The sequence below is a fragment of the Prosthecobacter gellanilyticus genome, assembly GCF_007992435.1.
Lineage (GTDB): Bacteria > Verrucomicrobiota > Verrucomicrobiia > Verrucomicrobiales > Verrucomicrobiaceae > Prosthecobacter > Prosthecobacter gellanilyticus.
Genome location: NZ_BKAG01000002.1, coordinates 163085 through 185390 on the forward strand (window position 1 = coordinate 163085; position 22306 = coordinate 185390).

A 22306-nucleotide genomic window follows, 5' to 3' on the forward strand; every position below is an offset into this window, starting at 1 on the left:
CTACCTCCGCCGCTGCAGCCTGAAACTGATCACGCCTAATATAAAAGTCCCCGCGATCATCAGCGTGCTCAGCGCATTGATCACCGGCAGGCTGCGGCTCGTCTTCATCATGCTGGCCACGCGCAGGGGCAGGGTGGTGGTGCCAGGACCGGAGACGAAGAAGGTGATGACGTAATCATCAATGGAGAGTGTGAAAGCCAGCAGACCTCCGGCGATCATACCCGGAAGTAGCAGAGGCAAAAGAACACGTCGTGTCGCCTGCCAGCGACTCGCCCCCAGATCACGCGCGGCATCCAAAAGTGTGAAATCAAAGTCCTGCAACCGTGCCAGCACCACCATGGTCACATAGCTAAGACAAAAGGTCGTGTGTGCGATCCAGAGCGTCGTCATGCCCGTCTCCATGCCGATGGCGACAAACAAGGCGAGCAGTGACATGCCCATCAGAATGTCCGGGAGTGCCAGTGGCAGCGTCACCAGAGTTTGATGCGCCGTCTGCAGCCATGACCGGCAGCGATGCAGCACCAGCGCGGCCAATGTCCCTAACAAGACTGAAGTAAGCGTGGCACTCACGGCCACCTTCAGCGTCACCTGCAGAGATTCCCACACTTCATCGGCTTCCCACAGACGCTCATACCACTTGAGGGTAAAGCCTTCCCACTCGCCACCGAAGCGGGACTCGTTGAAGGAGTTCACCACGAGCACGATCATTGGCGCATGCAGGAAGACCAGCACCAGGAGAGTGATGAGCGCAGGAACACGTGACCGCTTCATGCGCGCGCCCTCCTTTCTCGCCAGGTCATCATCAGCACCGGAATCATCACCATGATCAGCAGCGCGCCAGAGAGCGCGCTGGCCAGCGGCAGGTTTCGATCCGTGAAGGCCCGCTGTACGATCTTGTTGCCGATCATTTCATCCATCGTGCCGCCAACAAACTGTGGAATGACATACTGACCTAGTGAACTAACGAACACGATGACAGAGGCGGAGATGATGCCCTGGCGCACACCTGGAAGGAAGACCTTGCGAAACGCACTCCAGCCCGTGGCACCGAGATCACGCGCCGCATCCATCAGATGGAAGTCGAACTTCTCTGCCGCCGCATACAGCGGAAGGATGGCAAAGGGCAGCTGGGTGTAGATCATCACCAGCATCACCGCGCCGATGTTGTTCAGCAGCAGCGCATCTTCACTGATCAGGTTCAGCCACACAAGCAGATGCTTCAGCGGCCCGTCTGGATGCAGCAGCGAACGCCAGGCGAAGATGCGTATGATGAAGTTAGTAAGGAAAGGAAGGATGATGAGCAGCAGCAGCGCATTCCGCCAGTTCACCGAACAGCGTGCCATGTGCCAGGCCATCGGCAGTGAGAGCATGAGGCAGACCATCGTGGTGATGAAGCTGATGCCCACTGTTCGCATCAACACAGGTACATAGATCGGATCTGCCAATGACTTCACCGTCTCGAGTGTCCATCCATCACCCACACCACCGCGCAGATCACTCGCACGAAACGCGAGTGTGAGACTGATGAGGCATGGCAGTGCGAAGAATGCGATCAACCATCCGAGTGATGGAAGCGTGGAGATGATTTCCTGACGTCGTGGTGATGACATGCGTGATGCACGTGCATGGAAGAGCGCTCAGAAATTCCGCAACACGATGTTTGATGCATCACATCACATTCAATGATGCGCATGTGCTGAAAACAAAAGACCCTCTGGTCTGCGAAAACCAGAGGGTCTGTTTGGCGATCCAGCAACCAACAACAGTGAGGACCGTTTGGCACGAAAGTCGAAGCTAAGAACTGCAACTCTTGTGGCCAGCACCAGGAAACCGGCCCGGTGATGACGAGTGGAGAGTAAAAACTTTTGGTGAGGACGTCAACCAACGGGGTTGTTTTTTGCAAAAAGAGGAGGAATTCTCACTTTTGAGATGTCTCATTTCGGATAAAACTCTAATAATTTTAGAAGAAAGTGCCTTGACACCCATGTGGATAAGAAACTGTTCATGTGAATAAGCATAACAACCTGCTTGACACATCCCCTATCAAGGTCAGCCGCCAAAACGAAAGATGCCTCTGCGGGGTGCCGTTGTCTCTCCTCCTATTCCCCCCCCAGCGTGCAGAGGTGTTTTTCGACGTCTCCGACAAAGGCGTTGAAGTGGCTTCGGCTGCATGGACGGTGTAGGCCTTCAGCCACCCCTTTTATCCCTCATGGAATCCTTCGTTTTTCCGCGCCGGGCCGCCTTGGCCGCCCTCGCGCTACTGTCGTCAGGAACCTTTGCCACCGCCAATGACTGGACCAACTGGCGCGGCCCCCTCCAAAACGGCGTCAGCCTGGAGCACTACACGGACGCTGGCAAACTGCCGGACACGCCTGCCTGGACCTACGACATGCGCGGCCGTGGCTCCCCGGTGGTGGTGGACGGCAAGGTGGTCCTCTGGGGCTATCGCGGTGAGACGACCGACCTGATCGAGGTCCTGGCGGTCATCGATGCCAAGACCGGCAAGAAGCTCTGGGAAATCGAGATCTCCGACTACCTCAGCGATTCCATCTACAATAGATACACGATCGGCGCCCCCACGGTGGATCCGGAGACCAAGCGCATCTACCTCGTCAGCAATGCCGGACGCTTCGTCTGCTATGATCTCGATGGGAAGAAGGCCTTCGACATCCCTCTGATGGAGGATTTTGGCCGCATGACCTTCCCGAACAGCCGCGTGGGCAGTCCGGTGATTGAAGGAGACATCGTCATGGTCCATTACATCTTCTCCAACTGGGGCGCTGACGGCCCTGCTGCGGACCGCGTGTATGGATTTGATAAGAAGACTGGTGAGCTCGTCTGGTGGAGCCTTCCCGGCGTGAGCCCGCCTGTGGACTCCTCCTTTTCGACCCCGGTGCTGGAGACTCGTGACGGCAAGCGTGTCGCCTACTACACCACCGGTTGTGGCAACCTCGTCTGCTTCAATGCCCGCAGCGGCAAGCCTTACTTCCGCATGCCGCTCTGCAAAAACGGCATGAACCCCAGCGTGGTCCTGCACAAGGGCAACGTCATCACCGTGCATAATGATGAAAACGTAGACAGCACGGAGAAGGGGCGCATGTCCTGCGTCAAGCTCCCGGAGAAGCTGGCTGCCGCAGCCCCTGGCGCGGAGACGACCGTTCTTGAACCCAGCGCTGAAGTCTGGCGCAATCCTGTGGGTGCCACCAGCAGCTCGCCGGTGGTCGTCGGAGACACCATCTATCAGCTCAGTGATGGTGGCGAACTGCTCGCCATCGATGCGAACACCGGCAAGGACCTTTGGAAGAAGAAGCTCAGCAACGCCAACCTCCATTCCTCGCCGCTCTATGTCGATGGCCTGCTCTATTGCCCCATGATGGAAGGCAAGCTGGTCGTGGTGAAGCCCGGCGCGACCGATGGTGAGATCGTGCAGGAGATCAAACTCGATGGCGGTGACTCGGCCCAATGCCTGGGTGCTCCTGTCGTTTGCGATGGCGTGTTGTATGTGACCACCACGGACACGTTCTACGCCTTCCCGATTCCGAACAAGGGCATCAAGACCGATCCCGCTCCCGTGGCCGTGATCCCGAAAGCCGGCAAAGCCGTGGCTCTGCAGATCATCCCTGCGGAAGTGGTCATCATGCGTGGCAGCAAACAGGCTTTCCGCATTCGCAGCATCGATGCCAATGGCATGGTGGTCAGTGACAAGGTGGAAGGCGTGAAGTGGGAAAGCTTCATCCCGCCGACCGCGAAGGTGAAGGCCACGATGGATGCCAAGTTCAATGACGCTGGCGAACTTGTGGTGGCTGCCGATGCGAAGGTCAGTGCTGGCGCCTTCAAAGGCACTGCTCCAGACGGCACCTTTGGCACCATCCGCGGTCGTGCGCTCAAGGCGCTGCCGATCACCGAAGACTTCGAGGCCTATGAACTCGCGGACGAGTTCCCGGCCGATGCCGCGAATCCAGCCTACAAGTTCTCCTTCCCGCCGCTGCCTTGGATCGGTGCCCGCTTCAAGTTCCAGGTCATGGAGAAGGACGGCAACAAAGTGTTCGGCAAGAGCTTTGACCGTCTGCTGTTCCAGCGCGGAACCGTGTTCGTGGCACCTTCCACGCTCTCCAATTACACCATGCAGGCAGACGTGATGACGGACGGCAGCGCCCGCTCGAAGTCTGACATTGGTCTGATCAACCAGCGCTACCTCATCTGCCTTCGCAGCAATGCCAACAAGCTTGAAGTGAGCTCTAATCCTGAGCGTCTCGCCGTGGCCGCACCCTTCAAGGTGAGCGCCAACACATGGTACACGCTGAAGACTCGAGTCGACACGAACGCGGACGGAAGTGGCGTGGTCAAAGGCAAGATCTGGACCAAAGGCCAGCCTGAGCCTGAAGCCTGGACCGTCGAGGCCAAGGTGGCCAGAGCCCACACCCAGGGCAGCCCCGGCATCTTTGGTTTCACCCCGATGAATCAGAAGCGCGTATTCCTCGACAATCTGAGCATTACTGAAAACAAGTAGTCTCCATTTCCTTTCTTTATCCACCCAATGAAGCTCCAAACCTCTGCACTTCTCGCGCTCATCAGCGCTTCAACCCTCCACGCGGCCGATCTGTCCCAGTGGGGCGGTGGCAACAGCCGCAACATGGTTTCGCCCGAGAAAGGGCTGCCGATGGACATTGATCCCGGCAAGAAATACGGCCCGAAAGCCGCGCCAAAGATCGCCGGCCGTCTCCGTCCGAACGCCGAGGAAGCCAACAAAGGCCCAGGTGCTGAAGACATCGACATGAGCACCACCAAGAACTGTCTCTGGGTGGCCAAGCTCGGCTCCCAGACCTACGGCACGCCGGTGATCGCCGGTGGCCAGGTGTATGTCGGCACGAACAACGAGTCTCCTCGCAATGACAAGCACATCGGTGACCGCGGTATCGTTATGGTGTTTGATGAGTACACCGGTGAGTACAAGTGGCAGCTCATCTCTCCGAAGATGGGCTCCGGCAAGGTGAACGACTGGGAATACCTGGGTGTCTGCGCCAGCCCCACCGTGGTCGGTGACAAGGCCTACGTGCCGGGCAATCGCTGCCAGATCATCTGCATGGACGTGAACGGCATGTCCAATGGCAACCAGGGCATGCAGGACGAGGCCCAGTTCATGGCCGCTCCAGACAAGGACGGCAAGCCTGTGGTCATCGAACCCGGCAAGACCGATGCAGACATCCTCTGGGTGTATGACATGTACAAAGAGCTTGGCGTCTTCCAGCACAATGCCACCGCTGGCTACCCGCTGGTCATTGATGGCAAGCTCTTCGCCCCGACCTGCAATGGCGTGGATTGGACCCACACGAACATTCCTGCTCCCCAGGCTCCGAGCTTCATCATGCTGAATGCTGAAGACGGCACTCTCCTTGGCGAGATGGATCATGTGGCCTCCGAGCGCGTGCTTCACTGCTCCTGGTCCAGCCCCACACTGGCTGAGGTTGATGGCAAGAAGCAGATCGTCTTCGGCGCTGGTGATGGCTGGGTCTACTCCATGGACATGACCACGGAGAAGAAGGACGACTTCGATATCCTCAAAGAGTTCTGGCGCTACGACGCGAATCCTCCGGAGTATCGGAAGAACAGCGCTGGCGAGCCCATCAAGTATGTGGAGTATGACGGCCCTAGCGAAATCATCGGCACCGTGGTTTACAACGACGGTCTGGTGTACGTGAACATCGGCCAGGACCCTGAGCACGGTGAAGGCGTGGGCATGCTGAGCTGCATTGATCCGAAGCAGTCCGGTGATCTCTCCGGCAAAGCCGTCTGGACCTTCAAAGGCATCGAGCGTTCCATCTCCACCCCTGCGGTGAAGGATGGTCTGGTTTACACCGCTGACTACACCGGCCGCGTGTTCTGCCTGGATGCCAAGACCGGCAAAGAATACTGGAAGTTCGATACCAAAGGCCACATCTGGGCCAGCCCGATGGTTGCCGATGGCAAAGTCTGGATCGGCAACGAAGAGGGCGAGCTCTTCATCCTCGCTGAAGGCAAGGAACTCAAGGAACTCAAGACCATCGAGTTCCCGTCTCCTCTGCTCAGCAGCGTAGTGGCCGCCAACGGTTGCATCTACATCACCACCCACACTCACCTCTACTGCTTCAAGGACGGCGCCAAGCCTGCTGCGGGCGCGGAGTGATGCCGACAAGCTGATCTAGTTCGCTCAATTCAAATCACAGGGCCGGGAGTTTTCTCCCGGCCCTTTTTTATGCCCGCGCTTCACAGCACCGGAATGAACAACCTCGCGAAACCGTTTCTCAGCTGCTCTTTCAGCGGGAGGTTTTCCAGCATCGCTTCCGTGATCTCCGCGCTGATGGCTTTCTTCTGGTCCACGATCGCCTTCAATCTCGTCACGAGCGCCGTATTGTGGCATGCCACATTGAACTCAAAGTTCAGTCGCAGACTGCGCGGATCCCAGTTGGTGGAACCCAGGATCGACCATGCATCATCAATCAGGAGCAGCTTCGAGTGATCAAACGGCGCTGGTGATTCATAGATGCGGCAGCCCGCATGCAGAAGCTCGCCATACAGAGTGCGCGCAGCCCAGGCCACGAAAGGGATGTTGTTCTTCGCAGGCGTGATGATGGTGACATCGACCCCGCGCGTGGCGCAGAGTTTCAAGGCTGCAAGTAGGGTGACCGGCGGAAGAAAGTAAGGAGTGACAATGCAGACCTGATGCCGGGCGGCACTGAGCGCCGCAAACAGCGCCGTCGGCATCACTTCATAGTCTTCATCCGGTCCGTCCACAATGCCCAGGCCATGCACATTGCCGGTCGGCGCGATCTCCGGAAACCACAGCTTCTCGTCCAGAGCCTCGCCCGAACAAAAGATCCAGTCTTCCGCAAACACCCGCTGGATCTGGGTCACGACCGGACCTGTCAGCTTGAACTGCAGATCCTGCACGGGATGACCTGGATGGCGCGCCAGCATGTTCCCCTCACGAATGTTCATCCCGCCCGTGAAGGCGATGCAGCCATCGACGACGAGGACCTTCTTATGGTTTCGCAGATTCATCGTCAGCAGCCGCAAGATGAAGCGGTTAGGCATGAAGCGTTCCACAGGCACTCCACGTTCAGATAGCACCTTGGTCACGGGTGGCCAGGAGTAGCGCGTGCCCGCATCATCCACGATCACACGCACCTGCACGCCGCGTTTGCAGGCGGCGTCCAGGGCATCCACAAACTCAGCTCCGATGCCCGTGGCCTCAAAAATATAGCTGGAGAGCGCCACGCTGCTTTTCGCTTCACGAATCGCGGCGATCATCGCCGGCATGGCCTCATCACCATTGATAAAGGGCACGATGCTGTTGCCCGAACTAAAATTAAATCGCGAGATGCGGTCAAGGGTCACTGCCAGGGATCCATCACGCTCGGAGCGCTCCGCATCCCCATGGACAAACAGCGGGCAGGTGGGCACAGGGTCGCGATAAGCTGGACCGATGCCACCGCGATACTGCTGGCCGCGCCGACGAATGAAATTGATCCCTAGCAGCCCGTAAAGACACGCTCCGAGAAACGGCGAAAGCACAATGATCGCCACCCAAAACGCCGCTGACCGATGATCCCGCTGATGAGTGAGCAGATGTCCCAGCGCGATCACGCTGAGCGTGATGGCCACCAGTGAGAATGTCAGCGTCACATATTGCCAGTCGGTCATGCGGGGAAGGGAGGAGCCGTTTGCGGTGGTTTGCAATCGTTCGCAGTTGTTTGCGGTGGCTTGGAAAAACAACTGCAAACAACCGTCAACCACGGCAAACAACCGCAAACGGTCTGCTTCAAAGTTTGGTGTAGCCCACGCTCTCGCAGGGCAGATCCCAGAGCTTCTTCAGCTCGGCATCCAGCTTCGTGATGCTGAAGCTCACGCCCGCCATTTCCTGGCAGGTGACGATGCTGTCCACGATGGTGTGATGCACCTTGATGCCACGGGCATCCAGGATCGGACGCGCGGCGCGCAGGAGAATGAGAAGCTCCATCATGTGCGTGGAGCCGAGGCTGTTCACGAAGAACACGATCTCATCACCCGCATTCAGCGGCATGTCGTCAGCAAAGAGCAGGTCGAGAATCTTCGCGGCCAGCTCGTCAGCGGTGCACATGGGGATGAGGCCCACACCCTTCTCACCATGGATGCCCATGCCGAGACCGATCACGTCATCTGCCAGTTCAAAGGTAGGCTCACCCGTGGCAGGGATGGAGCCTGGCTTCGTGGACACGCCGACGGTGCGGGTGTTGTCCACGGCCTTCTGGGCGATACGGACCAGCTCATCCAAAGAATCCACGACTGTGGCAGCAGCACCTGCGAGCTTGGTGATCGGCACAAGGCCACCCACACCACGGCGGTTCTGCTTCTTGTCCGGCGGAGCAGAGCAGACATCGTCATTGATGATCACGGTCTTGACGGTGATGCCTTCGTCCGCGGCCAGCTCACCGCCGATATCAAAGTTCATCACGTCACCGGCATAGTTGCCGTAAAGGAAGAGCACACCCTTGCCGCGGTTCACCGCTTGAGTGGCCTCAAGCACGATGTCCGGAGGTGGAGCCGCGAAGATCTCGCCCACGGCAGCACCATCCGCCATGCCCTTGCCGACGAGGCCGTGATAGATCGGCTCATGGCCCGCGCCACCGCCCACCAGCAGGGCCGGAGCATCTGGACGCAGGTCATTCATCACCAGGGAGCGCTTGCCCACGCGGCGGACCTTGCCGTCGTAAGCGAGCACGAGGCCTTCAAAGAGTTCGTCGGCACACTTCAGCGGGTCATTGATGATCTTTTTGGCGGAGTTTTTGCTCATGGCGAGGTCGGGGCGGGTTGGAATGCGGGCGTGAGGTTTAGCGGGTGCGCCCTCTCCTGTCAAAATCAACCCACTCAACCAACGCGAATGCGGGACGGGAATCACGCCCGCCTTCACAGATCGGCGGCACCCACACTCAAAATCTGCAGGTCGATGGGGATCAATGTTCCATCTTCGATCCGGATAAAATTTCCGGGGTGTGTGTCAGCGATGACGGTCCCCGCCTCATTGCACCATTTGTTAAAACCGTCTGCTCGATAGCCTTGATCGGTGAACCATTGGGCAATCTGCTCCAGCGTCGGGGAATCCCCCTGAACGAGAGGCTGGGAGATGACAATAGAAGCACCTTCTTGCGTGAGCAGGATACCCTCCAGGCGGATGTCGTCACCGAAGAGAAGATTCGCCCAAAGGGCGTTGCGGGCATAACGCCATGCCTCCACCTGCGTGCCAAAGAAAGGGGCTTTGGTGATTTTCAGCACGCGGCGCATCTCCTCATGAAAGAAAACGCGATGCTCCAAACCACCCTCCAGTCTTTTTAAGCCAGCCGTCAGGTGTTCGAGTTCAGATGCGTCAACGAGCCACTGTTCGCGTCGGGCCCACGATACCAGGGATTCGGACTGGGCACTGAACCATTCCTCCGCATCTGCGCATGCACCTGGGCCTGGGAGAGTTTGGGCGAAGACAGCAAGCTCCTGAAGCGGATCTTTCGCATTTCTGCGGGACTCGCCACTTTCACAGGCATCGCTGCCTGAAGGGATTCTATGCTCTGCGGATCCATCAGTAGAGTGATTCAAAGTTTCGAGGGCCTTTTGATCTCAATTCGATTCTAAATCAAGGAGTGACAATTTCAACGCTCTTGTGAATGCCTTAAGCCCCCGTCCCGCCCGGCGATCCACCAGCGATCTTGCTGCGCATGTCGGTATCCGCGAGCACGTTCTTGTACTTGGCGTAGTCCATGACTCCCAGCTGCCCATTGCGGAAGGCTTCGGCGATGGCCAGCGGCACCTGGGCCTCGGCCTCCACCACTCGGGCGCGCATTTCCTGGGTGCGGGCAGACATTTCCTGCTCCAGGGCCACTGCAGCAGCGCGGCGCATTTCAGCATTCGCCTGGGCGATTTTCTTGTCCGCCTCGGCCTGCTCCGTCTGCAGCTTCGCGCCCACGTTTTCGCCCACATCAATGTCAGCGATGTCGATCGAGAGAATCTCGAAGGCGGTTCCAGCATCGACCCCTTTGTGCAGCACCAGCTTGGAGATGGCGTCGGGATTCTCCAGCACATCTTTATAAGAGTGGGAGGAGCCAATGCAGGTCACGATGCCTTCACCGACACGGGCCACCACGGTCTCCTCGGTGGCACCACCGACGAAGCGGTCCAGGTTCGTGCGCACGGTTACTCGAGCACGCACTCGGAGAGAAATGCCATCCTTGGCCACCGCATCGATCTTGCCCCCGCGACCCATGTCAGGATGCGGGCAGTCGATGACCTTGGGATTGATGCTTGTGCGCACCGCTTCCAGCACGGTCTTGCCCGTGCCCTTACAAGCGAGGTCGATGGCGCAGGCGCGATTGTAGTCGAGCGGGATGCCAGCCTTGTCAGCAGCGATTAGTGCCAGCACGACATGGGTCACTTCACCACCGGCCAGATAGTGAGCCTCAAGCTGGTCAGTATTAATCGGGATGCCCGCCTTCGCCGCCGTGATGCGGGTGTCCACGATCAAGGCGTTTGGCACTCCACGCAGATACATGGCCAGCAGGTTCACGATGCTCACCGGCGCGTTCGCGATGCGTGCACGCAGCCAGAGATTGAAGAACTTCGCCACGATCAGGAAGATGATGAGGGCGAGGACGAGCGAAGCGCCGACGAGGATGGTATTGAGAGCTGGCATGGTGGAGAGAGACGAGGTTAGGAGATCAAACGAACGACGAGATTGCCGGGTTCATGGCCGGTGACACGCAGACGTGCGCCCACGGGAGCAAAACCATCCTGGCAGCGCACCTCATAGCGTCGGCCATCGATCTCAGCTCGACCTAGAGGACGGAGTTCCGTGAGAGACGTACCCTCGCTGTCATTCGGGCAGTTAGCATCCGCCTTGGGCGCAGGAACCTCCGCCTTCAGGGTGAGGGAGCGAGACCAGAACTTCACCGCGAAGAAACGCAGCCAGATGAGTGAGACCACGGAGGCACCGGCCACAATGCCAAAGGCCAGCGCCGTGCGTTCCATGGGGGACCATGGATCCAGCTCATCCGCCATCATGGCCAGGATCACGGCTGCCAAAATGCACAGCACGCCCAGGAAACCCGCGATGCCGCCCGGAAGGAATGTCTCCAGGATCACAAACAAAAGGCCGCAGAGGGCAATGATGCTGATGGTGACAATCATGCGGCGTGGTGGCTGCATGGATGGTGGAGCAAGGAGAGGGACTTGCCAAGTCTCTTCCGACTTCCATGTCACTCTCTTCACGAAAGGGCTTTTTTTTGTTCAGGACATCCGTGCCCGCTGTGTTATCTGCGGTTCATCCTCAGCGATGCAATACGTACTCATCATCCACGAAGTCGAAGACTACCCGGCCTGGAAGACCGTTTTCGATAATGCCGCCGGTATTCGCAAAGCCGCCGGTGAGCGCTCCTACCAGGTCCTGAAGTATGAAAAGGAGCCTAACAAAATTGTGCATTTTTCAGCCTGGACCTCCATCGCGGATGCCAAGGCCTTCTTTGAGTCACCGAAGCTGGTCCAGATCCGCAAGGAGGCTGGCGTGAAATCCCCGGACTTTATCTACCTGGATCAGATTGAGGCGGGCACGTTGTAGTCTTCGTCGAATGGACGGCAAAAGAGTCAATTCGCCGCATTTGAACACCTTCCGGTCTCTGCTCCCGGGAGTGGGGTTTCCGGCTGATGCGGGAATAAGGCGCAAATTATTCTGAATAGCCTCTCACAGCTTTGAGTCTCACCTCCTAGCCATGAAAACAAAACTCACTCTTTTGGCAGCAGCCGTCCTCGGCGGCCTGTCCCTCTCTTCCTGCGTGGACCCCTACGGCTACCCAGTGGCCGGCGGTTATGGTGCACCTGGTTATGCATCGCCGGGTTACTCCAGCGTGAACTATTACTCCTCCAGCCGACCCTACTACGGTAGCGGATACGGTTATAGTGGGTATGACGGATACGGTTATGGATACCCTAGCTATGGATACAGCGGTTACGGCTACTCACCGTATACCAGCGTGGGCCTCTTCGGCGGCGGCTGGGGAGGTGGTTACGGATACAACCGCTACTATAGCGGAAGCAGCGGCCACCATCACCACAACCACGTCTCCTCCAGGTATAATTCACCTAGCAGTCGCTACGCTGCCCAGGTGACACGCCCCTCGAGTTTCCGTGGATCCTCCATCAACAACGCTCCTTCGATCCCCAATCTGCCGTCTCCGCGCAGCCTGAGCCGTCCGAGCGGGTTCCGCAGCTCACCAGCTCCCTCTCCGTCGCGTTCCTTCAGTGCTCCGTCGTTGCCACGTCCAAGTGGCCGCGCGGATCGTCCAAGTCCGCTCGCGAGTTTCTCCTCGCCCTCCATCTCCAGGAGCGCGCCTTCGATCTCTCGCAGCATGCCTTCTGTGTCACGCAGCGCGCCTCCGACCATGTCCAGATCCTTCAGTGCACCGTCTGCTTCGCGGTCGTTTAGCGCACCTTCGGCAGGCCCTTCCAGCCAGCGCCGCTCACGCTAAGCTGCAGCTAAGTTAAGGAAACCATCGACAGGGCGGACTCCACGGAGTCCGCCTTCTTGTTTTGATGAAAAGCCGCAGGCTCCGGCACTGTTAGAGGGATTCCATGTCACGCCTGCTCTCCTTCCTTCTCCTCGGACTCCTGCTCACCTCGGTCTCTCTGGCCGAGACGAGGCCCAATGTGGTAGTCTTCCTCGCGGATGATTCAGGCTGGGGAGACTACTCCATCAACGGCAATACCAACCTCCAGACACCAAATATCGATTCGCTGGCGAAGTCTGGCGCGAGCTTTGATCGATTCTTTGTTTGTGCTCTCTGCGCTCCGACACGAGCCGAGTTCCTCACCGGTCGCTATCATTCACGCGGTGGCGTGCTTGGAGTGTCTGAAGGCCAGGAACGCCTGAACACGGATGAAAAGACCCTCGCGGACGGTTTCAAGGCGGCTGGATACAAAACAGGCGCCTTTGGCAAATGGCACAACGGCAGCCAGTGGCCCTATCATCCGAATGCGCGCGGCTTCGACGAGTATGTCGGCTATACCAGCGGTCATTGGGGCGAATACTTTGACCCGCCGCTCGAGGAGAACGGCAAGATGTTCCGCGCCAAAGGCTTCATCGTGGATGTGCTCACAGATCGCGCCATGCAGTTCATGGAGAAAAACAAGGAACAGCGCTTTCTCTGCTACATCCCGCTCACCACACCACACTCGCCTTTCAGCGCGCCGGATGAGCATTGGAACAAGTTCCCTGAGACCAAGATCACCCTGCGCGGGCAGGAGGGTGCCAATGAGGAAATGGATGTCACCCGCTGCGTCCTCGCGATGATGGACAACATCGACATGAACGTGGGCCGTGTGCTGAAAAAGCTCGATGAGCTCAAGATCACTGAGAATACCATTGTCGTCTATTTCAGTGACAACGGGCCTAACAGCTTTCGCTGGAACGGTGGTATGAAGGGCCGCAAAGGCGTGACGGATGAGGGAGGTGTGCGCAGCGTGCTCTTCATGCGCTGGCCTGGCAAAATCAAAGAGGGCGTGACCATCACCCAGATCAGCGGCGCCATTGATCTCATGCCCACTATCTCCGCGCTGGCAGGTGTGAAGCCCGTCTCGACGAAGCCCCTGGATGGTATCGATCTCTCCATCGAACTCAAGGGCGGCATGGCCAAGCGCTCGCCCCGCGAATTGATGAACTACAACGGCGGCCGCCTCAGTGTGCGTTCGCAGCAGTATCGCCTGGATGCAGCCGGTGGACTCTTTGACATGGCCGCCGATCCGAATCAGACCAAGGACATCGCGGCAGAAAAACCTGATGTCGCCTCCACTCTCGCCGCTGCAGGCTCGAAATGGCATCAAGAAGTCTTTGGCAAGCCCTACAAACCCGCGGCGGACGCGAAGAAGAAGGGCGGCAAGGGCAAAGGCGGTGCTGGCAAGCCCGCTGATGATCGCCCCTATCCCGTGGGCTATGCCGAGTTCCCCACCACCATGCTGCCTGCTCGCGATGGCAAACCGCACGCTGGCGTGCAGCGCAGTTCCAGCGCGCCGAACTGCTCCTACTTTGTGAACTGGAAGACCAAGGAAGACACCATGACCTGGGATGTCGATGTGCACACCGCCGGCACGTACGAGGTTAGCATCGACTACGTCTGCCCTGAGGCCGATGCCGGAGCCACCATCGAGCTCAGTTTGGGCGAAGCCAAGACCACCGGCAAAGTCACTCCAGGCTGGTATCCACGCCTGATCGACGACCAGGACCGCGCCTCGCGCAAAGGCGAAAGTTTTATGCGGGACTTCAAACCTCTGAGCCTCGGTACCATCCAGCTCCCCGCCGGACGTGGCTTGCTCACGCTGCGCGCACTGGACATCCCCGGGGCCACTGTGGCAGAGGTGAGACGCGTCACGTTGACGCTGAAACCATGATCGTCACATGCCGCCAGATGCAGGATATCGAGGCCCGCGCCTTCGAGCGCGGTGTCAGCGCGGCAGATCTGATGGAGAAGGCCGGCTGCGGCATCGCCCGTGAGGTCTGGCGCCTCTTTCCTCAGCCAGGCACGCTCATCCTCTACCTCGGCAGTGGCAACAACGGTGGCGATGCCCTCGTGGCAGGACGTGAACTGCAAAAGCTCGGCTGGCAGATCCAAGTGCGCCTCAGCGGCCCCCTCGAAAAGCTCAAGCCGCTGCCTCGCGGACACTTCGATGCCTTGACTGACTTTGCAGTGTCAGCCAGCCCCATTGATGTTGCAGACCTGCCAAGACCCGTCGTTCAGTTAGATGGTTTGTTAGGCATTGGAGCCGTCGGCGAGATGCGCCCAGACATCCGCGCACTCGCTGCCGAGATGAATGCGCTGCGCCTCGAGCAACATGCCCACACCGTGGCGATGGACATTCCCTCCGGCTTGAACGGAGACACCGGCGAGCCATCCGTCGACTGCGTGATCGCTGATCTCACCGTCACCGTCGCTCATGGAAAATCAGGCCTCATCGCGGATGCTGCCGTCTCGCATGTCGGACGGCTCGCCCTAGTCCCTCTAGCCGAACTGACGGTCGAAGATGACGGCGGGCCGCAACTACTCACCCCTGAACTCCTGAGCGGATTCTTGCCGCGCCGCCGTTTCGACTTTCATAAAGGCCAGGCAGGTCGTGTCGGCATCATCGCCGGTTCGCGCGGCTTCATCGGCGCTGCCGTGCTAGCCTGCGGCGGGGCCTTGCGCGCAGGTGCAGGCTTGGTGACCTTGCTGGTCAAAGAAGAGGTCTATGAACTTCTCGCTGCCAAGGTTCCGCCAGAGATCATGGTGAAAGTGGTGAAGGACTACCGTGACGTGCTGGACATGCGTTTTGATGCGCTCGCCATCGGCCCAGGACTCGGCTTCGAGAGCGAGGACGAGATCCTGAATGTCATCCAATACGCCTCCATGCCCGCCGTGGTGGATGCAGATGCCATCACCATGGTCGCACGCACCCCAGTGTCCGTTTTCCTGACCTCCACACCTCCACGCCTGCTCACGCCGCATCCTGGTGAAATGGCGCGGCTGGTCGGGGACGGGTCATCTCATCCCCGGCTGACTCAAGCCGAGAGCTGGGCTCAAGCCTTTCCTGGAAACACGCTTCTCCTGAAAGGCGCGCGCACCGTCATTGCCACTGAAAGCTCTCCGACCTTCTTTAACACCACCGGCCACCCCGGCATGGCTACCGGCGGCATGGGAGACGTGCTCACCGGCGTCTGCGCCGCACTGGCAGGGCAGGGCATCCCTCTGCACCAAGCTGCCGGCATCGGTGCCTGGGCCTGCGGACGTGCGGCAGAGATCGCCGCGCTTTCTCAGGCACAGCTTTCCGTGCTGCCGACGGATGTCATCGCCCATCTTGGGGCGGCTTTTGGGGAGTTGGAGTAACACTCTGTGGTTATTGACGGCCCCGGTGAAGGGCCTACGTTCCGGAATCATGAAACACCTTTGGATCTTCCTCCTCGTGCCGTCGTTTCTCTTCGCGAATGGTGGTGGTTACCTCACGGGCATCAAACACACCGGAGCCTTCCAGCGAACCTCCGCCTTGCAGCCCAAGAATGTCGAGCAGGTGGAGATGATCTCCGAGCGCCTGGAGATCGACCTGCACATCGAGTATGCCGACGTGCGCATCGAATACGTGCTGCACAATCCCGGCAAGAAGGTCAAGATCGAGGCCGGCTTCCCGAGCGCTATCTCGGTGGGCGTCAAGTATGATGAAAACGCGCCTGAGGGGCAGCAGGTCAAACCTGAAACGCTGAAGCCCAAGATCGAAAACCTGGTGCTCAAAGCCGATGGCAAGGATGTGAAATGGCAGCAACGCTCCGATGAATTCAAGCTGAGCGAGGAAGGCCTCGTCGAAGGCGCTGTGGTAAACTCCTGGCATGTCTTCAATCTCGACTTCGAGGAGGGCCAGACCCGCCGCCTCATTGTGAACTACCGCAATCCCTACTACGGCGAGTATGACTACGTCTCTGACGATGCGCGCCTCGGCCCGCTGAGTCTCACCTACCTCTTTTCCGCCGCTGGTCTCTGGGCTGGCCCGATCAAGCAAGGAACGGTCATTGTGAAAGCTGCGACCATTTCTCCCGAGAGCGTCACACTCAGCCATCCGAAGCGTTTTGAGCGCAAGGGCAACGAGTGGCACTGGCAGTTCACCGACTTCGAACCTACTCTTGAAGATGATCTGAAGATCGTCACCCGTGAGGCAATGTTCCAGCAGAGCGCCTTCAATTCAGCCTCCCAGGAAGAGCAGGAGAAAGCCCAGGATGGCGATGCCCTTTTCCTCAACGAGTATGTGTCCTATGGCGAAAGTGTCTTCGATGACGAAGGCAAGCTCAAGGGCAAGAACTGGGAGTTCTGGCGCAGTGATTTCACCATCGAAGCCAGCTCCACTCTCGCTGCCCAGGGTGAGAAAAACTACAAGGCCGACAATCTCCGTGATTCCGGCGACGAAGGTGCCTGGGTTGAAGGTTCCAAAGGCGATGGAGTCGGTGAATCACTATCGTTGAAGCTGCCGAAGCCTGCGAAAATCAGCCGTGTCGGTATCGTCAATGGTTATGCCACATCGAAGGATCTGTATCAGGCGAATGGCCGCGTGGCAGAGCTCGATGTCAGTGTGAATGGCGGCGAGGCGAAGCGCGTGAGCATCCCTGACGAGTTTCTGGAGAACGAAAAGTTCTTCTTTGATCTGCCTGCCTCGGACAAGCCGGTGGAGACCATCAAGCTCACTATCGCCAAGGCTTATCCAGGTGCCAAATATCAGGACACTGCGCTGACCGAGCTTGTGCTCATTCAGCCGCTGGAGAAAGCCCCCAAGATCCAGCCCGCGCGATGAATCTGCGGCGGGCAGCTTTGGTGTCAGCTTTCGCGCTGTGCCTGCTGGCCCTGCCATCGCATTCGCAGCCACTGCCCGTGCATGTGGAGGAATCTCATGCGGGAGCTTTCTATCATCTGGTCGAGACACTGCCCTTTGAGGAGAAGCACACGCTTGTGCTCTATGATGCACACTGTGATGCCAATGGCATCGCCAACTCCGACAAGATCCGTGCGGACATCCGGCGTGGCCCGACAAAAGAGTTGAGATCCGAGATGCTGAAGCTTTGGCGTCAGGAAGGGCGCATCCAATGCTTCAACTGGCTGGAGTCCCTCATGCCCGCTCCGATCTCCGAAGTGATCTGGGTGCCTGCGCTGAAGTTGGAACCTTTAGAAGCACAACGTCTGGAGAAAGAGTCACGCGAGTATCTCGATGCCCATGAGGAAGCTCTGCCACGTGATGCCGGTCCGCTCTCATCCTGCTATCGCGTGATGGACTTGGCGGCCTTCCTCAAAGAGTCCTCCACATGGCCGGAATCACGTCGCGTCGTGTCGAGTATCGATCTGGATTTCTTCGCGAAGACTTCGGACGACCTCCTCGCTGCCGAGGTCGAGGAAGTGTTTTCCAGCGTGCTCCGGCTGCGTGGCCTGGTGGACATCTCCGTCGCCATTTCATCACCCTACCTTCGAGATGCCACGCAGGCTGAGAAACTGACCACACTGGCGCTGGACACCGTCTGGCGAGTAGCGCAGGCCAGGGTGCAGTTTGAGCCCTTCGCACGCACAGGCCCTGATCATTCCCTGATGGCACGCCTTCTGGAGCGGCAGGCGAAGCGCATTCCAGCGCTCGATCTCACAAAAGCTGCTCCGGAACTTCGCACCCTGCTGCTAAACCACTGGCAGCCGCAAACCTGTGCCTTTGACCGCGAGAAAGCCGAGGACCTTTTGGAAGCCTGGAGCACCGATCCCTTCCTGCCGAAACTGAAAGTGAGCGGCGGGCGCCGTCGCCCAGACCAGACCTGGAGTGCTCCTGCGGATGGCAAGCTCACTTTGCGCATTGATCCCGAGCCTGTCGGTTCTCGTGTTCGTTGGTATGCCTTGCGTGCGAAGGGGGCTGAGTATCGCATCGGAGCCGATTTCGGCTTCTCCAGCCAGGCCCCGCGCTGGATCCATCATGAGCGAGTCCTCATGGCTGAGGGTCCGGTGATGGGTGAATTGACACAAAAACAGTTAGGCCGATGGCTCGATCCTGCCTTGCACTGCGGCACGCTAGAAGTCGAAGCCGAGGTTTTCCGTGATGGCGAGTCCTGGCGCACCCCAGCACAGATCCTCTGCATCCATGCTTCCGGCGCCAAGGGCGCGCGTGCTGCCTGGAGTGAGCAGTTTGGTCTGCCCTACATCTTTGATTCGCGTCTGCTGTTTCGTCGTCACTATGGTTTCGGTCCGAGCACGCACTGGGGCGCGGATTGCGCCAACTTCATCGTCCAGGGCCTGCGCGCTGAAGGCTCACGTGCAGGTTGGGGCAGTCCGCGTGACGTGGAGTCAGATCTTCAGCCTCTGGACAGTCTGCCCACGGATGGCCAACCAGCGCTTCTGCACTTTGGTTCGCATCTCGCGGCGCTGTGGGAGGATCGGCCGCCTTTGGGCCAGTTGGGTGCAGAGGATCTCTGCGTGCATCAGCTTGAAGGACGACCGGAGATTCTGACTCTCGCCCGACTCTCCGCGAATCGTGCGCCTCCGAAGCTCATGGGCCTGCGTCCACCTTTGAAGCCGCTGCGTCTCATCTTCGCCGGAGATATCATGCTCGGTCGCGGTGTGACTCAGACCATCGCGAAGGAAGGCAATCCGTTGCGGGCCTGGCGTGAGACCTTGGCGGGTGCGGATCTGGTGATGGGAAATCTCGAGTGTGTTATCTCCGCGCAACCGGCGGCTCCTGCAAAAGGTCGCATCACCTTGGTGGCCGCTCCCTCGGCGCTTGAGTGTCTGCGCGAGGTGGGTTTTACAGCCTTGAGCGTGGAGAACAATCACGCACTGGATCTCGGCCCGGAGGGTCGTGAACAGACCGTGAGGGAGCTTGAGCACGCTGGCTTGAAAGCCGTGCAGGAGGAGCCTGTCATCATTCAGGTGAAGGATCAAAAGCTCGCCTTGATCGCGTGGGATGACTCACTTGAGCCTGACTTTGAGCCGCTGCTGGTGCAGGTGCGCAAGGCAGCTGCGCAGGCTGGTTTTGTGATCGTCATGCCGCACTGGGGGGGGGAGCATAGTATTGCGCCGAGCCCCAGGCAGAGGCTGCTGGCTGCTAAGTGCAGAGATGCCGGGGCGCATCTCATCGTCGGTAGCGGACCGCATGTCGTGCAGTCCCTCGAACGCATCGATAAGGCCACCGTGGCTTACTCCCTGGGCAATGCCGTCTTTGATGGGCCGGGCCCTGATGCCGAGTGGTCCCAGGGCGCGCTGCTGGAGATCGTGCTGCAATGCGAAAGAACGTGGACGGAAAAACCAGAGATCGTTCGCGCCCGACTGCTGCCCACGGCCTTTGATCGCGAGGGCAGGGTGAGGCTTGAATGAGGCGGAAGCCTGCGCCAGACATTCCCCATGCCTTATCGCCACACGCTCACAGATCGCGTCCAGTTTGCTGACACAGACATGGCGGGGATCGTGCATTTCTCGAACTTCTTCCGCTACATGGAGCGGGTGGAGCATGACTTCTTCCGCGGCATGGGTATGTCCATCTGGGACGGGCATAACGTGGTGACGGACGGTGACTACGTCGGCTGGCCACGCGTGCACGCTTCGTGTGACTACCGCGCTCCGCTAAAGTTTGAGGACGTCTTCACCATGGAGTTGCTGGTGGAGGAAGTGCGCCGGAAAACCGTTCGTTACCTGGTGCGCTTTTGGAAAGAGGATGGAGATCTCAGCGCCGAGGGCCGTCTCATCGTCGCCTGCGTGCAGAGGGACAAAGCCACGGGCAAGATGAAAGCCGTCGAGATTCCCCAGCGCATCTTGGAGAAGCTGGAAGTAGCTCCACCTGAACTCATCAAAGGCCCAGGCTCACCGGCTAAGTGAGTCGATAAATGCAGGCACAATCATCTCTGCGCCTTCGCGAGTGAGGTGGCTGCTGTCCTCATAGAGTGAGCGGCCTGACTGTTGGTAGATCAGGTGACCATCTCGGGTCATAAGACTGGCTGACGGCACTCGGCGGATGGTTGGAATGGTACGTGCCACCTCATCCAAAGCTGCGAGGGCAGCCTGGTGGCGCTTCTGATGATCCGTGAGTGTCATCAGTTCCGTCGCAGCAGCCATACCCCAGCGCGATGTCTTCACCAGATATTCAGGAACATGGACCCGATAGGTCGGCACGGGATCCACGAGCACCACCTGCTTCCCAGCCTCCATGAGCTCGGTGGCGGTATGTTTAATTGCGGCTGTAACCATCTGGGTTCCCTCCTCAACGCTCCTGTGTGGCGTGAGAATACGCAGGCGTGCCTGCTTGTCCGCTGAATCACTGGTGAGGTAGGAAGTCCAGCTTGCCATCAGCACCACCCTGCTCGCCGGGCTGCGCAGAAGCTCAGGCATGGCTTCGCGAGCGAAGGTCTTGCTATGTGCAGAGGTCTCGATGTTCTCCAGCGGCAGTGTCGCATGCGCCACCCAGGCGGCACCGGAGAGGCCGCGCTGCTTCAAGGCGTCATCGAGAGCTGGAATGAGGCACTGCGCATGGCTGTCACCTACGAGCAGGACGTCTGGAGGCCTGCCAGCAAGCCCTAACCGCAACCAACGATTCGTTTCAGGCTTGGACTGGGTACATTCGGGATACACCTGTCTCAGTGCCTGCTCTCCAGGTGAGCCTAACCATCCTTGCCTGGATCGTCCCAGCACAGCGAACGAGGCCAAGAGCACCGCCACACCGATTGTCGGAATTGCAAACTTCCATCCCGAGCGCATGCGGCGCACAGGATTTTCCAGCGTGTGATGAACAAGGGCGGCGAGCAGCAGGCAGAGGAGAGCTGCCAGTGTCTTCTCCTGCGTTCCCCAGTTCAGCGTCAGCTTCGGGCCAAGCGCCAGCACCGGCCAGTGAATGAGATAGAGAGAGTAAGAGATGCGGCCCAGATAGCGGACAGGAGACAGCACGAAGACCCGATGCAGCACGCTGCCAGGTCCTCCACAACGAGTAGCAATGAGCAGCGCCGTGCCCAGGCAGATCGGCAGAGCCGCGGGAGCAGGAAGTCCCGCACGATCACTCATACCCACAAGGCTGCCGAGACACGGCAATACTCCAAGCCAGCTCAGCAAGGCACTCGGTTTCATCTGGCACCTCAACGCCACCAAACATCCGATGCCAAGCTCCCATGCGCGTGATTCCAACCCATAGAAGGCCTGCAACGGCAGCCAGCGGCTCATGCCGCAGGAAAGAAGAAACAACAGCCCACAACCCACGGGCAGCAGCCAACGGATAGACTGGCGGCGCAGAACCAGCACAAGCAGCAGAGGGTAGAAAAGATAGAACTGCTCTTCCACCGCGAGCGACCAGAGATGGAGTAGGGGATGTGTCTCTAGACTAGGCGCAAAGTAGTCCAGATGACGCGAGAACTGATAATTGGCTAGGCCAAGCAGGGCCGCCAAAGTGGTGCTGGCAAGGCTCTTGAGATCCGCCGGAAAGAGCAGCCACCAAGCGGCTATCCAGATCGTGAGCAGCGCCAGCAGGAAGACTGGCAGCAGCCTTCGCGCACGGTTCCAGTAAAAGTCTCGAAAGCTAAACCGCCCAGCTCTGATCTGCGGGGCAATCTTCCGCGTGATCACGAAGCCCGAGATCACGAAGAACAAATCCACACCCAGAAAGCCGCCGCTGCACAGGCCTGGATCCAGGTGATACAGCAGCACCGCCAAGATTGCCAGGGCACGCAGCCCATCCACCTCTGGCAGGTAGGAGGAGGACTGCTGACTCATTTTCATGTCTGGCTGGAGCTTAGCCGCCCGAG

The 22306-nt window shown here is 58.9% G+C and carries 17 protein-coding genes; 9 read left to right on the forward strand and 8 right to left on the reverse strand.

What is annotated here, in order from left to right; all coding sequences use genetic code 11:
* Positions 1–771, reverse strand: coding sequence for an ABC transporter permease (locus BGE01nite_RS02090; RefSeq protein ID WP_146848604.1), 771 nt, complete (start codon positions 769–771; stop codon positions 1–3).
* Positions 768–1610 (reverse strand): ABC transporter permease, encoded by an 843-nt coding sequence (locus BGE01nite_RS02095; protein WP_146848605.1) that lies wholly within the window; start codon positions 1608–1610, stop codon positions 768–770. Before BGE01nite_RS02095 ends, BGE01nite_RS02090 begins: the two co-directional genes overlap by 4 nt.
* A gap of 599 nt (positions 1611–2209) precedes the next feature.
* On the opposite strand from BGE01nite_RS02095, the gene BGE01nite_RS02100 reads away from it, so the two are divergent.
* Positions 2210–4510, forward strand: coding sequence for an outer membrane protein assembly factor BamB family protein (locus BGE01nite_RS02100; protein WP_170266528.1), 2301 nt, complete (start codon positions 2210–2212; stop codon positions 4508–4510).
* 27 nt (positions 4511–4537) lie between these two features.
* A complete protein-coding gene (locus tag BGE01nite_RS02105; RefSeq protein ID WP_146848607.1) occupies positions 4538–6163 on the forward strand; it encodes an outer membrane protein assembly factor BamB family protein in 1626 nt (541 codons plus the stop codon).
* An 80-nt stretch (positions 6164–6243) separates the two neighbouring features.
* Here BGE01nite_RS02105 and BGE01nite_RS02110 read toward each other — a convergent pair whose 3' ends face one another.
* The 5 genes from BGE01nite_RS02110 to BGE01nite_RS02130 all read right to left on the reverse strand — a co-directional run bounded on the left by BGE01nite_RS02110 (position 6244) and on the right by BGE01nite_RS02130 (position 11205).
* On the reverse strand, positions 6244–7680 hold the full coding sequence (locus BGE01nite_RS02110) for a phospholipase D-like domain-containing protein (protein ID WP_146848608.1): 1437 nt from the start codon (positions 7678–7680) through the stop codon (positions 6244–6246).
* 118 nt (positions 7681–7798) lie between these two features.
* Positions 7799–8809, reverse strand: coding sequence for a dihydroxyacetone kinase subunit DhaK (locus tag BGE01nite_RS02115; protein WP_146848609.1), 1011 nt, complete (start codon positions 8807–8809; stop codon positions 7799–7801).
* Positions 8810–8922: 113 nt separating this feature from the next.
* The gene (locus BGE01nite_RS28845; protein ID WP_170266529.1) at positions 8923–9603 is read right to left on the reverse strand and encodes a putative polyvalent protein kinase domain-containing protein; all 681 of its coding nucleotides are present in this window, start codon (positions 9601–9603) and stop codon (positions 8923–8925) included.
* Between the two features lie 73 nt (positions 9604–9676).
* On the reverse strand, positions 9677–10693 hold the full coding sequence (gene floA / locus BGE01nite_RS02125; protein ID WP_146848611.1) for a flotillin-like protein FloA: 1017 nt from the start codon (positions 10691–10693) through the stop codon (positions 9677–9679).
* A gap of 17 nt (positions 10694–10710) precedes the next feature.
* On the reverse strand, positions 10711–11205 hold the full coding sequence (locus tag BGE01nite_RS02130) for an NfeD family protein (protein WP_146848612.1): 495 nt from the start codon (positions 11203–11205) through the stop codon (positions 10711–10713).
* Between the two features lie 127 nt (positions 11206–11332).
* Between BGE01nite_RS02130 and BGE01nite_RS02135 the strand changes: the two genes are divergently transcribed.
* The 7 genes from BGE01nite_RS02135 to BGE01nite_RS02165 all read left to right on the forward strand — a co-directional run bounded on the left by BGE01nite_RS02135 (position 11333) and on the right by BGE01nite_RS02165 (position 20396).
* The gene (locus BGE01nite_RS02135) at positions 11333–11614 is read left to right on the forward strand and encodes an antibiotic biosynthesis monooxygenase (protein WP_146848613.1); all 282 of its coding nucleotides are present in this window, start codon (positions 11333–11335) and stop codon (positions 11612–11614) included.
* Positions 11615–11765: 151 nt separating this feature from the next.
* On the forward strand, positions 11766–12521 hold the full coding sequence (locus BGE01nite_RS29270; protein ID WP_176601356.1) for a hypothetical protein: 756 nt from the start codon (positions 11766–11768) through the stop codon (positions 12519–12521).
* Between the two features lie 103 nt (positions 12522–12624).
* On the forward strand, positions 12625–14436 hold the full coding sequence (locus tag BGE01nite_RS02145) for an arylsulfatase (RefSeq protein WP_146848614.1): 1812 nt from the start codon (positions 12625–12627) through the stop codon (positions 14434–14436).
* A complete protein-coding gene (locus tag BGE01nite_RS02150; protein WP_146848615.1) occupies positions 14433–15905 on the forward strand; it encodes an NAD(P)H-hydrate dehydratase in 1473 nt (490 codons plus the stop codon). The genes BGE01nite_RS02145 and BGE01nite_RS02150 overlap by 4 nt, the downstream gene beginning before the upstream one ends.
* A gap of 49 nt (positions 15906–15954) precedes the next feature.
* Positions 15955–17352, forward strand: coding sequence for an NADase-type glycan-binding domain-containing protein (locus BGE01nite_RS02155; protein WP_170266530.1), 1398 nt, complete (start codon positions 15955–15957; stop codon positions 17350–17352).
* Complete coding sequence (locus BGE01nite_RS02160; protein ID WP_146848617.1) at positions 17349–19898, forward strand: CapA family protein; 2550 nt, start codon at positions 17349–17351, stop codon at positions 19896–19898. Before BGE01nite_RS02155 ends, BGE01nite_RS02160 begins: the two co-directional genes overlap by 4 nt.
* 27 nt (positions 19899–19925) lie before the next feature.
* Positions 19926–20396: an acyl-CoA thioesterase gene (locus tag BGE01nite_RS02165; protein WP_146848618.1), complete on the forward strand. Its 471-nt coding sequence runs from the start codon at positions 19926–19928 to the stop codon at positions 20394–20396.
* Here the strand turns inward: BGE01nite_RS02165 and BGE01nite_RS02170 are convergent.
* A complete protein-coding gene (locus tag BGE01nite_RS02170) occupies positions 20382–22280 on the reverse strand; it encodes an acyltransferase family protein (RefSeq protein WP_146848619.1) in 1899 nt (632 codons plus the stop codon). The genes BGE01nite_RS02165 and BGE01nite_RS02170 overlap by 15 nt on opposite strands.
* Between the last annotated feature and the right edge of the window lie 26 nt (positions 22281–22306).